This is a genomic window from Bacillus cereus group sp. BfR-BA-01331, from assembly GCF_022663915.1.
GTDB classification, from domain to species: Bacteria; Bacillota; Bacilli; order Bacillales; family Bacillaceae_G; genus Bacillus_A; species Bacillus_A mycoides.
The window spans coordinates 1-15,817 of sequence record NZ_JAKUGJ010000026.1 but is presented as its reverse complement, the minus strand read 5'-3'; the positions used below and the strand labels follow the sequence as shown (position 1 = coordinate 15,817).

Here is a 15,817-nt window from a genome sequence, read left to right as displayed (position 1 = left end):
AAAGATAAAGAGCGTCAATGCTTCAACGCTCTCCTCTTCTTAATTTTTCTAATTTTTCTGTAATATCCTCACTAAATATCTTTCGCATGGCGGGTTGCTTTTCTTTCGTGTCTTTGGTACACCTTCTTACTTGTTGTTCCATCGCTTGCACTTCTAACTCTAATTCACGCGCAGATTTTCGAAGTGCACCTTGCGCAAATATAATCCATTGCTCCGTATAATCCGAAGTTGCAACGTATATTTGTGTATTTATATTTCTAAGCTCAATTGCAAGTTGTTCTATCTTTTCATCTGCAGTTTGATTTTTTCTCGTGAATATTACTTCCACCCGTGATTGTTTCATCTTTTTTTCAATACCATAGACTGTATAGGCATCAAAGACAATCATTACCTTTGTGCCTGTATAGCCTTGATAATCCGCCATCTTATCAATAAGTGCGTCTCTTGATGACTGCAAATCTACATCCCGCAGTTTCTTCAAGTCTCCCCAAGCCCCGATAATGTTGTAACCGTCAACGATTAAAATATCGTTCATTTTTTATTTACCAATTTCGTGACGTTTACGATATACCTCATACATTAACAAACTTGCGGCTACTGAAGCATTTAAGGATGTAACTTTACCGACCATCGGTAAAGTAATTAGGAAATCACACTTTTCACCAATAATACGACTCATACCTTTTCCTTCACTACCAATTACTAGTCCGATTGGCATATTACCATCTAAATTACGGTAATCTGTTTTCCCTTTGGCATCTGTACCAGCAATCCAAAGTCCACGTTCTTTTAATTCATCAATTGTACGCGATAAATTTGTTACACGTGCAACAGGAATATATTCAATTGCCCCAGTCGACGCTTTCGCAACTGACGCTGTAAGTCCCACCGCTCTTCTTTTTGGAATAATAACCCCATGAGCCCCTGTTGCATCCGCAGTACGCATAATAGAACCTAAGTTATGTGGGTCTTCAATTTCATCTAAAATTAAGAAGAATGGATCTTCATTGCGTTTTTCTGCTAATTTAAACAAATCCTCTAACTCAGCATATTGATATGCTGCTACTTGAGCAATTACACCTTGATGATTACCCTCAACCAATTGATCTAATTTCTTCTTTGGTGCATGTTGCAAAATAACCTTATTCTCTTTTGCTAATGCTAGTACAATTTGCACTTGTCCTTTGGCAGCGCCTTCCGCTACCAAAATTTTATTAATATCTCGCCCCGCTCTTAAAGCTTCAATTACAGGGTTACGTCCGATAATATATTCACTACTCATGATGATGTGCTCCCTTCCTTTTCTTCCAAAACGTCAATCGCCTTATATACAATCTCGTCCAATCTTTCACGATTATTCAACAAGTGATGATAACCGATTAGCGCTTCAAAGGCTGTACTGTGTCGATATGTTTGTACATCTGTATTTTTTGGAACAGTACCCGAATTCGCATTACGCCCTCTTCTTAATACCGCCTCTTCCTCTTCTGTCAAAAATGCCGTTTCTAATAAATGATAAACAACTTTCGCCTGTGCTTTTGCCGAAACAAAGCCCGTCCCTAAGCGATGTAATTGATTAGGGCGAACTGTCCCCTTTTGAAGGAGGTGATAGCGGATATATTGCTCATATACCGCATCACCCATATATGCTAAAGCTAAGCTGTTCAATTGCTTTGCATCAATCATTCTTATCCTCTTTTCCATCTTGTACCTTGAGCGGTATCTTCTAAAATAATATTACGCCCCTTTAAATCATCGCGAATTTGATCAGATAGTGCGAAGTCACGATTTTGACGAGCTTCAATACGCTTTTGGATTAGTGCTTCAATTTCTTCATCAAGCAACTCTTCTTGCGCTAATTCTAATCCTAAAATACTAAATAATGTTTCAAGTTGTTTTACATACGCTTCAATTACAACTTTAGAAGTATGTTCTTCTAACAAATATTGATTTGCGTAATTTGCTACGTTATATAATTCAGTAATCGCATTAGCCGTATTGAAATCATCATCCATCGCTTCTTCGAATGCAACCTGGAACTTTTCCATTTCAGCTAACCATTTTTCATTATGGTCCGTTAAATCCGTGCTACTTTCCATACGATGCTTTAAGTTACCGTAAGCTGTTTTAATTCTTTCTAGCCCATTATTAGTACTTTGCAATAAATCCTCGCTAAAGTTAATTGGGTGACGGTAATGTACCGATAGCATAAAGAACCTGATTAACTGTGGATCATATTGTTTAATGATATCGTGAACTAAAATGAAGTTTCCAAGCGACTTAGACATCTTCTCGTTATTAATATTAATATATCCGTTATGCATCCAATAACGTGCAAATGTTTTTCCTGTCAACGCCTCAGACTGCGCAATTTCATTTTCATGATGAGGAAATGCTAAATCTTGACCACCAGCATGAATATCAATTGTATCCCCTAAATATTTACGCGCCATTGCTGAGCATTCAATATGCCACCCTGGGCGTCCTTTCCCCCAAGGGCTTTCCCAGAAGATTTCTCCTTCTTTCGCAGCTTTCCATAAAGCAAAGTCAAGAGGGTCTTGTTTCTTTTCTCCTACTTCAATACGTGCACCGTGACGTAAGTCTGCAATCGGTTGATGTGATAATTTACCGTAACCTTCGAATTCTTTCGTTTTAAAGTACACATCACCTTCTGATTCATATGCATACCCTTTATTCACAAGTTCTTGAATAAATTCAATAATGATATCCATATTTTCCGTTACACGTGGATGAACCGTTGCATGTTTGCAACCTAGTGCCGTTACATCTTCAAAGTAAGCCTCAACAAAACGATCTGCAATTGTTGGCACATCTTCACCTAATTCATTTGCCGCCTTAATTAATTTATCATCCACGTCAGTAAAGTTAGATACATACTGCACATCATATCCTTTATATTCTAAGTAACGGCGTACTGTATCAAACACCATAGGTGGTCTTGCATTCCCAATGTGAATGTAGTTATACACTGTAGGTCCGCACACATACATCTTTACCTTATTTTCTTCTAATGGCATAAACTCTTCTTTTTGACGCGTTAACGTATTATAAATGTGAATAGTCATTTTTATCCTTCCTTCCTACCTTTACTTCGAGTTGCTTTCTCAATTTATCAAGTTCTACTTCCATAACCTTTAATTTATCAAAAATCGGATCCGGAAGATCAGAATGATTTAATTCTTGACCAATCTTTACTCCATTTTGAATAACGACTCGGCCAGGTATACCTACAACTGTAGAATGCGCAGGAACTTCCTTTAACACGACAGATCCTGCTCCAATTTTAGAATTCTCTCCAATAGTAATAGAACCTAGTACTTTAGCACCTGTTGCAATTAATACATTATCCTGAATTGTAGGGTGCCTCTTTCCTTTTTCTTTACCTGTACCACCTAATGTGACACCTTGATAAATTGTTACGTTTTCGCCAATTTCACACGTTTCTCCAATTACAACCCCCATTCCATGATCAATGAAAAAACGACGACCAATAGTTGCTCCTGGATGAATCTCAATGCCAGTAAAAAAACGACTAACTTGCGAAATCCAACGTGCCATAAAGAAAAAATTCCTTTTATAAAAAGCATGTGCAATTCGATGGGCCCAAACTGCATGTAATCCAGAGTAAGTTAAAATGACTTCGAAATAACTTCTTGCCGCTGGATCCTGTTCAAAAACGACTTCAATATCTTCCCGAAGCCTCTTAAACATCGATGTTCCCTCCCCTTTATGGGCTGCTTTTTTCGAGTGAACTAACTCCCCACTTCCCCCTAAATCTTTATACAAGGGGATAAAACTTATACTCACACCATTTACATGGTATAAAAAAAAGACGCCTCTGTCATATAGACAGAGACGCCTTTTAAGCGCGGTTCCACTCTGTTTAGGCTAAAGAAGCCTCAAACTCATCCATGATAACGGTTTACACCGCTTCTGTTTACTTTGCGCCCTAAGACGTTCCGCGAAATACTTCGCTGTTCAACAGAAGACTCGAAGGGGCATTTCAAAAATCCGCTTATAAACCACTTCCAGCCTAAGGGTGGTTCTCTCTGTAAAAAGCCTGATTTTCTACTTCTCCTTCTCGTCGCTTTTCCTTATTAGATTTTAGATATACTTATTATATTGCTAAACCTAGAAAATGTTAACCAATTACTTTTTGAATACGATTTAAAACTTTTTCTTTTCCAAGAAGAGCAATAGCGTTAGGAAGCTCTGGACCATGTGTTTGTCCAGTAGTAGCAACACGGATTGGCATAAATAGGTTTTTACCTTTATGTCCTGTTTCTTTTTGAACTGCTTTAATAGCCGCCTTAACTGCCGCTGGCTCCATTGCTTCTAAAGCTTCTAATTGATCGGCAAATGCACGAAGTACTTCAGGTACTTGTTCACCTTTCAATACTTCTTGTCCCTCTTCTTCATGATCAACATGATCTTTAAAGAACATTTCAGAAAGCTCTACAATTTCAGCTCCAAAGCTCATTTGGTCATGATATAAAGCAATTACATCACGAACCCACGCTTGTTCTTGTTCGCTTAAGTTTTCACCTACGCGACCCGCTTTTACTAAATGCGGTAAGCTTAGTTCAACAACCGTATCTAAATCTTGTTTTTTCATATATTGGTTGTTCATCCATTTTAGTTTTTGGGAATCAAATAATGCAGGTGATTTTGATAAACGAGCTGCATCAAACATTTTGATAAACTCATCTTGAGAGAAGACTTCTTCTTCACCTACTGGTGACCAACCTAGTAATGCAATAAAGTTAAAGATTGCTTCTGGAAGATATCCAAGCTCTTTATATTGCTCAATAAATTGAATAATAGATTCGTCACGCTTACTTAGCTTTTTACGGCTTTCGTTTACAATTAAAGTCATATGACCGAACTTCGGGATATCCCAACCGAAAGCTTCATAAATCATCATTTGTTTTGGCGTGTTTGAAATATGATCATCACCACGAAGCACGTGTGTAATCTCCATTAAGTGATCATCTACCGCTACCGCAAAGTTATAAGTTGGAATTCCATCTTTTTTCACGATAACGAAATCACCAAAATCATTTGAATGGAATGCAACTTCATCTTTTACGAGATCTTTAAACGTGTAGTCGCTATCAGCCGGCACACGGAAGCGAATACTTGGAATACGGCCTTCAGCCTCAAATCCTTTAATTTGCTCCTCAGTTAAATCACGGTGGTTTCCTGCATAACGCGGTGTTTCACCACGAGCGATTTGACCTTCACGCTCTGCTTCTAGCTCTTCTTCTGTCATATAACATTTGTAAGCTAAATCACGCTCTAATAAATCTTTATATAATTTTTTATAAATATCTAAACGCTCTGTTTGACGATATGGTCCAAATTCACCACCAACATCAACACCTTCATCCCAGTCCATACCGAGCCATTTCAAGTATTTTAATTGGCTTTCTTCTCCACCAGCAACATTACGTTTCACATCAGTATCTTCAATACGAATAATAAACTTACCATCTTGATGACGAGCAAATAAATAATTAAATAATGCCGTACGCGCATTTCCGATATGTAAGTGTCCTGTTGGACTTGGCGCATAGCGCACTCTCACTTGCTTTTCCATAATTGGTACACCTTCCAATCTTAATGTCAACACATTCTATAATTGTACACCAAAAAAATGTGATTTTCCATCTTACGAATTAAAAACCACTATTTTTTCTGTAATAAAACAACCGCTTGAGAAGCAATCCCTTCTTCTCTACCTGTAAATCCTAATTTTTCTGTTGTTGTTGCCTTTACATTAATATTATCAATAGACGTTTCTAATAGTTCACTAATGCGTTTACGCATGCTTTCAATATGCGGTGCCATTTTTGGCTTTTGGGCAATAATTGTACAATCTAGGTTACCTAGCTCATAACCTTGTTCACGCACAAATTCCCAAACCTTTTGTAACAATACGGCTGAATCCGCATCTTTAAAGGCAGGATCTGTATCAGGAAAATGTTTTCCAATATCTCCTGCTGCAATTGCTCCTAGACATGCGTCAGCAATCGTATGTAACAATACATCCGCATCCGAGTGACCGATTAATCCTTTTTCATGAGGAATTTTAATTCCACCGATAATTAACGGTCTACCTTCCGCAAATTCATGCACATCAAAACCTTGTCCAATTCGAAACATTCTTTACATCCTCCTCAATCTAAACTACTTTATGAATTCTATATTATATTGCTATCTCTATAAAGAAAAGCCCGGCAACTGCCGAGCTTTTCTTTACTATAATACCATCACTTCTATTTCTTCTGAACATGAAGGAAACTTTCAGCAATTAATAAATCCTCTGGAGTCGTCACTTTAATATTATAGTAACTCCCCTCTACTACGCCTACTTTCTTCCCTACACGTTCTACGAGACTTGCATCATCTGTACCAAGAAAACAATTTTGCTTTGCACTTCTATGAGCTTCTAATAAAAGAGGAACAGAAAATCCTTGTGGTGTTTGAACCGCTTTAAGCTGAGAACGTTCTACCGTTTCAACAACAACACCCTGTTCTACTTTCTTAATGGTATCCTTCACTGGCACCGCACAAATGGAAGCACCATATTTCTCTGCTGCAGTTAATACATCTTGCATCATCTTATTCGTTACGAACGGGCGCGCACCATCGTGTACGAGAACATATTCAACACCACTCACATACTGAAGCGCATTATACACACTATCTTGTCTTTCGGCCCCGCCTTGAATAAATTGCACCTGCTTTTCAACCGGGTACTTCTGCATTAACTCCTCAAAATAAGGGCGTTCCTCTTCGTTAATCGCCATGATAATACGTTTACATGCTTTATCTTTTTCAAAAGCACGTAATGTATGCACAATGATAGGTACTCCATTTATAAGTAAGAACAACTTATTTTTGCCAGCACCCATCCGTTTCCCTTGACCAGCTGCCGGAATAATTAACGTATACATATTAATAATCCTCTACTTATAATGCTTTTTCTAATAATTTACGTTTTGCGAAAATCATACGACCAGCCGATGTTTGCAACACACTTGTAACTAGTACATTAAGTTGCGAACCGACATATTCTCTACCATCTTCTACTACAATCATCGTGCCATCATCTAAGTATGCAACACCTTGATTTTGTTCTTTACCATCTTTCACAACATAAACACTTAATTCTTCACCAGGGAGTACGACTGGTTTAATTGCATTTGCTAAATCGTTAATGTTTAACACTGTTACTCCTTGTAGTTCAGAAACTTTGTTTAAGTTGAAATCATTTGTTACAACAGTTCCACCAGTGATTTTAGCTAACTTTACAAGCTTGCTATCCACCTCTTGGATATCCTCAAAATCGCCTTCATAAATTTCCACCGGAATTGGTAGCTCTTTTTGAATACGATTTAAAATGTCTAATCCTCTGCGACCACGATTACGCTTTAAAGCATCAGAAGAATCGGCAATATGCTGAAGCTCTTCTAATACGAATTGTGGAATCACAATTGTTCCTTCTAAAAACTTCGTTTGGCAAATATCCGCAATACGTCCATCAATAATTACACTTGTATCGAGAATTTTCCAATGAGTTGTAGATTTTTCTACCTCTACCTCTTCGTTCTCGCTATTGTTTTTCTTCTTACCTCCACGCTGGGGTAATGTAAATAATCCTAGCAATTCATTTCTCTTTTTAAATCCTACTTGGAATCCTAAATAACCAAGTAAAAGAGTAAAGAACACTTGTAATACTGTACTAATGACTGGAATCGTGAATTCACGAATTGGTATCAAAATTAAATATGCAACAATAAGACCAGAGATCAACCCTAATGTACCAAATAAAACATCCGCTACCGGTGCCTTTACAAGGGCTTCTTCGATATGTTTAATAAGTTGAACAATATAATCCACAAGCCAAAATGTTGTTAAAAATAAAATAATTGCACCAATAATTGCACGAACGTACGATCCCTCAAGCAAAGGAACAGCACCGACGTCCAATACATTAATAACTTTTGGGATTAGAAAAATCCCTAACGCTCCCCCGATTACTAAAAAGAAGAGCTGTACGATTCTTTTTAACATCCAACCACCTCCTACTCATTATTAACCATTGTTTTGCTAATCAAAACGCCGAATGCAAAAGCGGACGTGTTTTTTTGTAAATAGTTTTATTTACCAATATACCATATCATATAACAAAAATGTTCTAGTGTCGTTATATTATGGAATCAATGTAATATTCTTAATTGTGTCTACTCATATAGAGATGCTCTTGAATTCTTTTTAGGCCCTCTCGTATTTTCTTCGCCCTAACTTCCCCAATTCCTTCCACATCATCCAATTCATTAATAGTTGCACGACAAACACCTTGCAATGTTTTAAATCGATTAATTAAATTTTCAATGATAAGTGGTGGAACACGAGAAATTTTGCTTGCGATTCGGTATCCCCTCGGTGTCACGCTTTCTTCTAAGCTCATTTGCCCTGGATAGCCGAGCAATTTAACTAAATCGCTATCCTCTAAAAGCTGTGTATTTGCAAGATCTTGTAACTTTTTCAAAATTTGATGGTGATCCTGCGTTTTTTCTTGATAATAATCCTTAATTAATAACGCTGCCTCTGCTTCTAAGTCGGCTAGTAATTCTGTAAGTTGTAAACGAATTAACCTTCCTTCCGTTCCTAACTCATGAATGTAGCTCACTATTTCATTTTTAATACGCAGTACCATTTCAACACTATGTAAAACGTGAACTACCTCGGACATTGTAACGACCTCTTCAAATTCTAGAATGCCCAAATTCGTAATCCCATCATTCCATACAGCTTTATATTTTTCTAACGTTTGAATAGCTTGGTTTGCCTTTGTTAAAATTACCCCTATATCTTTTAGTGTATAACGTAAGTTCCCTTGATATAGTGTAATTACGTTACGTCTTTGTGAAATAGCCACAACAAGGCTAGCCGTCTGCTTTGCTACACGCTCTGCCGTTCGGTGACGCATACCTGTTTCAATAGAATCAATGGATGGATCTGGAACTAATTGTGCATTTGCAATTAAAATTTTGCTCCCAGTTTCATTTAAAATAAGTGCCCCATCCATTTTTGCTAATTCATATAAACTAGCCGGTGAGAATGCACAATTAATGTGAAATCCTCCATCAACAATACTTTTAATCTGCTCATTATACCCAAGAACAATTAGCCCTCCAGTTTGCGCACGAAGTACGTTATCTATCCCCTCGCGTAGTGGTGTTCCTGGGGCAACAAGCTGTAGAATATTAATCATACTTTTGACACGTTGCTTGTTTTCCTCCATAGCCTAGCCTCCTAATGTCAAACGAAGCGCTTCTCCTAAATTAGAAACACCTACTACCTCAATCCCATCTGGAATTGTCCATCCTCCCAAATTTTTTCTAGGAATAATAGCACGTTGAAATCCTAATTTCGCTGCTTCTTGTACACGTTGTTCAATTCTTGATACTCTTCTTATTTCTCCAGTTAGGCCTACTTCTCCTATTACCGCATCGGCTGGTGCAGTAGCTTTATCTCTGAAACTTGAAGCAATACTTAAGGCGACAGCTAAATCGATTGCTGGTTCATCTAATTTCAAGCCACCCGCAACTTTTAAATATGCGTCTTGATTTTGCAACAATAAACCTGTTCTTTTTTCTAGCACTGCCATAATAAGTGAAACGCGGTTATGATCAATTCCCGTCGCCATTCTTCGAGGATTTCCAAAACTAGTAGGGGAGATTAATGCTTGTATTTCTACTAAAACCGGTCTTGTTCCTTCCATTGAAGCAACCACTGTGGATCCTGCAACTCCAACTGGACGTTCCTCAAGGAAAATTTCAGAAGGATTTAGTACTTCTGCAAGACCTAGTTCCTTCATTTCAAAGATACCCATTTCATTTGTGGAACCAAAACGGTTCTTCACAGCTCGCAAAATACGATATGTATGGTGACGATCTCCTTCAAAGTAAAGAACTGCATCAACCATATGTTCTAGCATACGTGGTCCTGCAATTGCCCCTTCTTTTGTCACATGTCCGACGATAAAAATAGGAATCCCTTTCGTCTTTGCAAGTTTCATTAATTCCGCTGTACATTCACGTACTTGCGTTACACTCCCTGGGGCTGACGTCACTTCAGGTAAATGTATCGTCTGAATGGAGTCAATAACAACAAAAGCTGGATTCATCTCTTCAATGTGCGCTGCAATTCTCTGTAAATCAGTCTCTGCTACAACAAATAGATTACTACCCTTTACATGCAAACGATCTGCACGAAGTTTGATCTGCTTTGCTGACTCCTCACCTGATATGTATAGTACATCATATGAAGAATCTGCTAATTGCGATGAAATTTGTAATAACAATGTTGATTTCCCAATCCCAGGGTCTCCACCAATAAGTACTAAAGATCCATCTACAATCCCGCCACCAAGTACACGGTTAAACTCTTGAAATTTTGTTTCAATACGCGCCTCAGACTTTGTTTCTACCTCTGTTAAGCGTCTTGGTTTTGTTACTTCTGATTGAATTGCATTGGCATAATTAAGGCGTCTTGATGATACAACTGGTTCCATCTCTTCAACAAGCGTATTCCATTGACCACATCCAGGACATTTCCCCATATATTTTGGCGACTGATAACCACATTCTTGACATGTAAATTTTGTTTTCTTTTTAGCCATATCTTTTATAGTTCACTTCACTTTCATCTACAAACGTTTATCCTTCTCGTACAAGAAAGAGGGCTATCGCGTAGCCCTCTTTGTTTGTCTATACTTATTTTACCTTTTCCGCACTATGAATGACAAATGATTCTCCTTCTATATCAAAGATAACTTTTTGTCCTTTCTCAATAGCACCTTTTAACAGTTCTTCTGATAGTCTATCTTCTACATGTTTTTGAATTGCTCTACGAAGCGGACGAGCACCGTACTCTCGATCAAATCCTTTATCAGCAATTGCTGAAATTGCTCCTTCTGTTAAATGCAATTCAATCTCTTGTTCTTTTAAGCGATTCACTAACTGATTCACCATAAGAGTTACAATTTCTTGAATATGTTTTTTCTCAAGCATATGGAACACGATAATTTCATCAATACGGTTTAAGAATTCTGGACGAAATGCTTTTTTCAATTCATCCATTACTTTACCTTTCATATCTGAATAATCGCGGCTCTCATCTTGTACGTTAAATCCAAGATGTTTATTACGTTTTAATGCGTCTGCACCAACATTAGATGTCATAATAACAATTGTATTACGGAAATCAACTGTACGTCCTTTAGAATCTGTTAAACGGCCATCTTCTAATACTTGTAGTAAAATATTAAACACATCAGGATGAGCTTTCTCTACTTCATCTAATAAGACAACTGAATATGGCTTACGACGAACTTTCTCTGTTAATTGTCCACCTTCTTCATATCCAACATATCCTGGAGGAGATCCAACTAAACGAGAAGTAGAATGCTTTTCCATGTACTCAGACATATCGATGCGGATCATTGCATCCTCATCACCGAACATAGATTCCGCTAATGCCCTTGCTAGTTCTGTTTTACCTACACCAGTAGGTCCTAGGAAAATAAATGAGCCAATTGGACGTTTCGGATCTTTTAATCCCGCTCTCGCACGACGAACAGCTTTTGCCACAGCTACAACTGCTTCATCCTGCCCAATTAAACGATCATGTAAAATTGATTCCAAGTTTAATAATTTATCTGTCTCTGTTTGTGCAAGTTTAGAAACTGGAATACGTGTCCATGTGGAAACGACATTTGCAATATCTTCTACTGTTACTTCTGAGTTTTCTTGTCCTTGTTTCTCTTTCCACTGACGCTTTGTATCTTCTAACTTTTCACGTAAACGTTGTTCCATATCACGTAAGGAAGCAGCCTTTTCAAATTCTTGGCTTTGTACAGCTGCATCTTTTTCTTTTCTAATTTCCTCAAGCTTCACTTCAAGCTCTTTTAAGTTTGGCGGTGTTGTATACGAACGTAAGCGCACTTTTGATGCAGCCTCATCAATTAAATCGATTGCTTTATCAGGTAAAAAACGGTCTGTAATGTAACGATCTGAAAGTTTTACAGCCGCATCGATTGCATCATCTGTAATAGATACGCGGTGATGCGCCTCATAACGGTCACGTAAACCTTTTAAAATTTGAACTGATTCTTCTAAGTTTGGTTCATCAACATGAATTGGTTGGAAACGTCTTTCTAATGCCGCATCCTTTTCAATATATTTACGATATTCGTCTAAAGTTGTTGCACCAATACATTGTAATTCACCACGTGCTAAAGATGGTTTTAAAATATTCGATGCATCAATTGCACCTTCCGCCCCTCCTGCACCAATTAACGTATGAAGCTCATCAATAAATAGAATGATGTTACCAGCTTGGCGAATCTCATCCATCACTTTCTTTAAACGATCCTCAAACTCACCACGATATTTTGTTCCAGCAACAACTGTACCCATATCTAATGTCATAACACGCTTATCTCTTAAAGTTTCAGGAACTTCATTATTTACAATTTGCTGTGCTAATCCTTCCGCAATTGCTGTCTTACCTACACCAGGTTCTCCAATTAATACTGGATTGTTTTTTGTTCTACGGCTTAACACTTCAATTACACGTTGAATTTCTTTACTACGTCCAATAACAGGATCTAAACGATTTTCACGTGCAACAACTGTTAAATCACGTGCTAGACTGTCAAGTGTAGGTGTATTCGCATTTGTTGATGAACCACCCTGGTGACCTGAACTAGCTTCATTACTTCCAAGAAGTTGTAACACTTGTTGTCTTGCTTTATTTAGGCTTACACCTAAATTATTTAAAACGCGTGCTGCTACACCTTCACCTTCACGGATTAAACCAAGTAAAATATGTTCTGTTCCAACGTAGGAATGGCCTAGCTTACGAGCTTCATCCATAGACAACTCAATAACTTTTTTAGCACGAGGTGTGTAATGTACTGTTTGAGAAGCTTCCGTTCCACGTCCAATTAATGCTTCTACCTCTTTTTGAACTTTCTCTGGACTTAATCCAAGAGCAATTAACGCTTTTGCTGCAATTCCTTCACCTTCGCGTACAAGCCCAAGTAAAATATGTTCTGTTCCAATATTATTATGCCCAATGCGAATTGCTTCCTCTTGAGATAAAGCTAATACTTTCTGTGCTCGTTCTGTAAATCTTCCAAACATCATAGAAATCGCCTCCTACTTGCGCTTAATTTTGTTTAATTCGTAATCGCTCACGGATTAAGGTTGCTCTTCGATAATCTCTTTCTTCTGGTCCTAAAGGTCCTCCTGCATATTGTTGCAAAATGCCTGGCTGAGTAAGAACCATTAACTCAGTTAAAATATTTCTCGATATACCTTGTATATATCCTAAGTCAATACCAAGCCGTACATCTGATAAGCAAGTGGCTGCTTCTGCAGATTGAATTAAACGACTGTTAGCTAGTATTCCGTAAGAACGATATACCTTATCTTCAAGCTCGATACTTGAATTTTGTACAATTAATTCTCTAGCCATTTTTTCTTGATGGATGATTTGTTGAATGACACTCTTTAAATCTGCAATAATATCTTCTTCTGATTTCCCTAGTGTCATTTGATTTGACACTTGAAATATATTACCTAACGCTTCGCTACCTTCACCGTATATTCCTCTTACTACTAACCCTAATTTTTGAATTACTTGTATAATACGGTTAATTCTTTTCGTTAAAACCAGTCCCGGCAAATGAATCATTACCGAAGCCCTTAATCCTGTACCGACGTTAGTGGGGCAACTCGTAATATATCCAAGCGATTCATCAAAAGCATATTCAACCTGTTCCTCGATCCAATTATCTATTTGATTGGCACTTTGAAGCGCCTCTGATAACTGTAAACCTGAAAATAGGCACTGAATCCTAACATGATCCTCTTCATTAAGCATGATACTTATATGTTCACTTTCTGATAGTAGGCATGCTCCGTATTCTGTTCCTGCAAGATTTGGACTAATTAAATGCTTCTCAACTAAAACTCTCCTTTGAAGAGGATTTAATTCATTCATTTTTAATAGTTCAAACTCCCCAAAAGGTTCTACAGGTTTATTTATAAACTTCTTCTTAAATAACTCGTGAATCTGTTTAGCTTCTTCCTCGTTTTGCATAGTAGAGAATTGATATTTTTTAAAATTACGAGCCAAACGAATTCGACTACTTAAAACAATATCAGAATCAGGGCCATCTCCCTTCATCCATGGACTAATCGCTTCATTCATGATTCTGTCCAGTGACATAGAACTATTCCCCCTCTCTATGCTCACTAAGCTGATTTACAAGACCTCGAATTTTATCTCGTACTTCAGCCGCTTTCTCAAATTCCTCTTTCTGTACATATTGTTTCAGATTGAGTTTTAGTTCATCTAATTCTTTCTTTAAGTAGATATTTCCTTCTATACGTTCAGGAATTTTTCCACAATGATCCGTATGCCCACCGTGAAGACGTTTTAACAATGGTTTTAAATGCCCCTTAAATGTATCGTAACAAGAAGCACATCCAAAGCGTCCCACTTTTGTAAATTGTTCATATGTCATCTTACAATTCGGACATCTTGATATATTTGTATTTGAAAATGCATCTTGCCCTTCTTCAAACATTGCTGGTTCACTATGCAATAATCCGGCTAATAGGTCATGGAATGAAAAATTGGACTGCGGTGATTGAAAGAAAGACGTATAGCCACTTTGTTCTGCACATTGCTCGCAAAGATGAACTTCCGCCTTTTTTCCGTTGATTACTTTTGTATAATGTAAAGTTGCTGGTCTTATATTACAGTTTTGACAAGTCATCGCTATCCCCCACCTTTACAACAGGAACGATCTATCTCATGATACTTTTCATACATTACTAGATTGTTCTCTTTCCTTAATCCATTTAGTAAAAGCACATGTCATCTTTCAAAATTCCTACAATATTAAACTGCATTATCTTAGTTATCATTCTTAACAAAAGTTATATTTATTTATATTTCAGTGTTCTTAACATTGCGCATAATATTCGAGCCCTAAGTTCATCTCGAGAAGGAACATCCATTAATAATACAGAACGATCTAGTACGCTTAACATAAGTTTAGCTTCACGATTTGTTATAATCCCCTCTTCTATTAAACGTATAATCATACTTTCAGCATTTCCTTGTGCAACGCTATGATCAATCATATGAAGCATTTGATCAATAATGTCTATATCATCATGCAGTTTGACTTTTATAATGCGAATGTAACCTCCTCCACCTCGTTTACTTTCTACTACAAATCCTCTTTCTAACGTAAAACGGGTATTGATTACATAGTTGATTTGAGATGGCACACAATCGAATCGATCAGCGACCTCATTCCTCTTGATTTCAATCGCATTATTATTGCTTAAGTCAATAACTTGCTTTAGATATTTCTCAATGATATCAGATATATTTCTCATTTATCCGCCACCTTTATTGACTTTGACTATCTTTGACTATAATTATATACGTATTAAAAAAATTTGCAACTCTTTTGCTTATTCACTATCCTAGCCACATTTCACAATCTTTAATCAAAAGGACGATTCTTTAAATAAAGATTTTTTAAATTACTATGAATTATAAAAGAAAACACGAAAAAACACGAGTCAAATGACTCGTGTTTTTAGCTTGCTTGGCGACGTCCTACTCTCACAGGGACAAGGTCCCAACTACCATCGGCGCTAGAGAGCTTAACTTCCGTGTTCGGTATGGGAACGGG

Annotated in this window: 15 protein-coding genes, 1 rRNA gene and 1 other annotated feature; all 16 genes read right to left on the bottom strand. The window is 37.4% G+C overall.

Annotated features, from left to right (window positions below):
- Positions 1–22 precede the first annotated feature (22 nt).
- The gene (locus MR155_RS26555) at positions 23–535 is read right to left on the bottom strand and encodes an NYN domain-containing protein (protein WP_002009801.1); all 513 of its coding nucleotides are present in this window, start codon (positions 533–535) and stop codon (positions 23–25) included.
- Positions 536–538: 3 nt separating this feature from the next.
- The gene (rlmB, locus tag MR155_RS26550) at positions 539–1,282 is read right to left on the bottom strand and encodes a 23S rRNA (guanosine(2251)-2'-O)-methyltransferase RlmB (RefSeq protein ID WP_002091503.1); all 744 of its coding nucleotides are present in this window, start codon (positions 1,280–1,282) and stop codon (positions 539–541) included.
- On the bottom strand, positions 1,279–1,686 hold the full coding sequence (locus tag MR155_RS26545) for a Mini-ribonuclease 3 (protein WP_002009804.1): 408 nt from the start codon (positions 1,684–1,686) through the stop codon (positions 1,279–1,281). Before MR155_RS26545 ends, rlmB begins: the two co-directional genes overlap by 4 nt.
- Before the next feature lie 2 nt (positions 1,687–1,688).
- Positions 1,689–3,086 (bottom strand): cysteine--tRNA ligase, encoded by a 1,398-nt coding sequence (cysS, locus tag MR155_RS26540; protein WP_002191705.1) that lies wholly within the window; start codon positions 3,084–3,086, stop codon positions 1,689–1,691.
- Positions 3,067–3,732, bottom strand: a complete 666-nt coding sequence (cysE, locus tag MR155_RS26535; protein ID WP_002091498.1) for a serine O-acetyltransferase — start codon at positions 3,730–3,732, stop codon at positions 3,067–3,069. The genes cysS and cysE overlap by 20 nt, the downstream gene beginning before the upstream one ends.
- Positions 3,733–3,869: 137 nt before the next feature.
- Positions 3,870–4,115, bottom strand: a binding site (T-box leader).
- Between the two features lie 47 nt (positions 4,116–4,162).
- Positions 4,163–5,620, bottom strand: a complete 1,458-nt coding sequence (gene gltX / locus MR155_RS26530) for a glutamate--tRNA ligase (protein ID WP_002091496.1) — start codon at positions 5,618–5,620, stop codon at positions 4,163–4,165.
- 89 nt (positions 5,621–5,709) lie between these two features.
- The gene (ispF, locus tag MR155_RS26525; protein ID WP_242311556.1) at positions 5,710–6,186 is read right to left on the bottom strand and encodes a 2-C-methyl-D-erythritol 2,4-cyclodiphosphate synthase; all 477 of its coding nucleotides are present in this window, start codon (positions 6,184–6,186) and stop codon (positions 5,710–5,712) included.
- Positions 6,187–6,299: 113 nt separating this feature from the next.
- Positions 6,300–6,980: a 2-C-methyl-D-erythritol 4-phosphate cytidylyltransferase gene (ispD, locus tag MR155_RS26520; protein WP_113938451.1), complete on the bottom strand. Its 681-nt coding sequence runs from the start codon at positions 6,978–6,980 to the stop codon at positions 6,300–6,302.
- Positions 6,981–6,996: 16 nt separating this feature from the next.
- Positions 6,997–8,100 carry a PIN/TRAM domain-containing protein gene (locus MR155_RS26515; RefSeq protein ID WP_002063406.1) on the bottom strand — a complete coding sequence of 368 codons (1,104 nt, stop codon included), beginning with the start codon at positions 8,098–8,100 and terminating at the stop codon, positions 6,997–6,999.
- 160 nt (positions 8,101–8,260) lie between these two features.
- On the bottom strand, positions 8,261–9,334 hold the full coding sequence (gene disA / locus MR155_RS26510) for a DNA integrity scanning diadenylate cyclase DisA (RefSeq protein ID WP_000392162.1): 1,074 nt from the start codon (positions 9,332–9,334) through the stop codon (positions 8,261–8,263).
- Between the two features lie 3 nt (positions 9,335–9,337).
- Positions 9,338–10,714, bottom strand: coding sequence for a DNA repair protein RadA (gene radA, locus MR155_RS26505; RefSeq protein ID WP_002009817.1), 1,377 nt, complete (start codon positions 10,712–10,714; stop codon positions 9,338–9,340).
- Positions 10,715–10,808: 94 nt separating this feature from the next.
- The gene (clpC, locus tag MR155_RS26500) at positions 10,809–13,244 is read right to left on the bottom strand and encodes an ATP-dependent protease ATP-binding subunit ClpC (protein ID WP_002063405.1); all 2,436 of its coding nucleotides are present in this window, start codon (positions 13,242–13,244) and stop codon (positions 10,809–10,811) included.
- Positions 13,245–13,266: 22 nt separating this feature from the next.
- Positions 13,267–14,331: a protein-arginine kinase McsB gene (locus tag MR155_RS26495; RefSeq protein WP_113938452.1), complete on the bottom strand. Its 1,065-nt coding sequence runs from the start codon at positions 14,329–14,331 to the stop codon at positions 13,267–13,269.
- A 4-nt stretch (positions 14,332–14,335) separates the two neighbouring features.
- Complete coding sequence (locus MR155_RS26490) at positions 14,336–14,884, bottom strand: protein-arginine kinase activator protein McsA (RefSeq protein ID WP_002009823.1); 549 nt, start codon at positions 14,882–14,884, stop codon at positions 14,336–14,338.
- Between the two features lie 169 nt (positions 14,885–15,053).
- Positions 15,054–15,515 (bottom strand): transcriptional regulator CtsR, encoded by a 462-nt coding sequence (gene ctsR / locus MR155_RS26485; RefSeq protein WP_002029353.1) that lies wholly within the window; start codon positions 15,513–15,515, stop codon positions 15,054–15,056.
- A gap of 213 nt (positions 15,516–15,728) precedes the next feature.
- Positions 15,729–15,817 (bottom strand): 5S ribosomal RNA (gene rrf, locus MR155_RS26480); the annotation flags it as partial.

Bases quoted from the DNA above. Each gene is read 5' to 3' on its own strand.
- ispD (WP_113938451.1), bottom strand. From the start codon at position 6,980: ATGTATACGTTAATTATTCCGGCAGCTGGTCAAGGGAAACGGATGGGT.
- gltX (WP_002091496.1), bottom strand. From the start codon at position 5,620: ATGGAAAAGCAAGTGAGAGTGCGCTATGCGCCAAGTCCAACAGGACAC.
- ctsR (WP_002029353.1), bottom strand. From the start codon at position 15,515: ATGAGAAATATATCTGATATCATTGAGAAATATCTAAAGCAAGTTATT.
- MR155_RS26545 (WP_002009804.1), bottom strand. From the start codon at position 1,686: ATGATTGATGCAAAGCAATTGAACAGCTTAGCTTTAGCATATATGGGT.
- MR155_RS26490 (WP_002009823.1), bottom strand. From the start codon at position 14,884: ATGACTTGTCAAAACTGTAATATAAGACCAGCAACTTTACATTATACA.
- radA (WP_002009817.1), bottom strand. From the start codon at position 10,714: ATGGCTAAAAAGAAAACAAAATTTACATGTCAAGAATGTGGTTATCAG.
- cysS (WP_002191705.1), bottom strand. From the start codon at position 3,086: ATGACTATTCACATTTATAATACGTTAACGCGTCAAAAAGAAGAGTTT.
- MR155_RS26515 (WP_002063406.1), bottom strand. From the start codon at position 8,100: ATGTTAAAAAGAATCGTACAGCTCTTCTTTTTAGTAATCGGGGGAGCG.
- rlmB (WP_002091503.1), bottom strand. From the start codon at position 1,282: ATGAGTAGTGAATATATTATCGGACGTAACCCTGTAATTGAAGCTTTA.
- MR155_RS26495 (WP_113938452.1), bottom strand. From the start codon at position 14,331: ATGTCACTGGACAGAATCATGAATGAAGCGATTAGTCCATGGATGAAG.
- ispF (WP_242311556.1), bottom strand. From the start codon at position 6,186: ATGTTTCGAATTGGACAAGGTTTTGATGTGCATGAATTTGCGGAAGGT.
- disA (WP_000392162.1), bottom strand. From the start codon at position 9,334: ATGGAGGAAAACAAGCAACGTGTCAAAAGTATGATTAATATTCTACAG.
- MR155_RS26555 (WP_002009801.1), bottom strand. From the start codon at position 535: ATGAACGATATTTTAATCGTTGACGGTTACAACATTATCGGGGCTTGG.
- cysE (WP_002091498.1), bottom strand. From the start codon at position 3,732: ATGTTTAAGAGGCTTCGGGAAGATATTGAAGTCGTTTTTGAACAGGAT.
- clpC (WP_002063405.1), bottom strand. From the start codon at position 13,244: ATGATGTTTGGAAGATTTACAGAACGAGCACAGAAAGTATTAGCTTTA.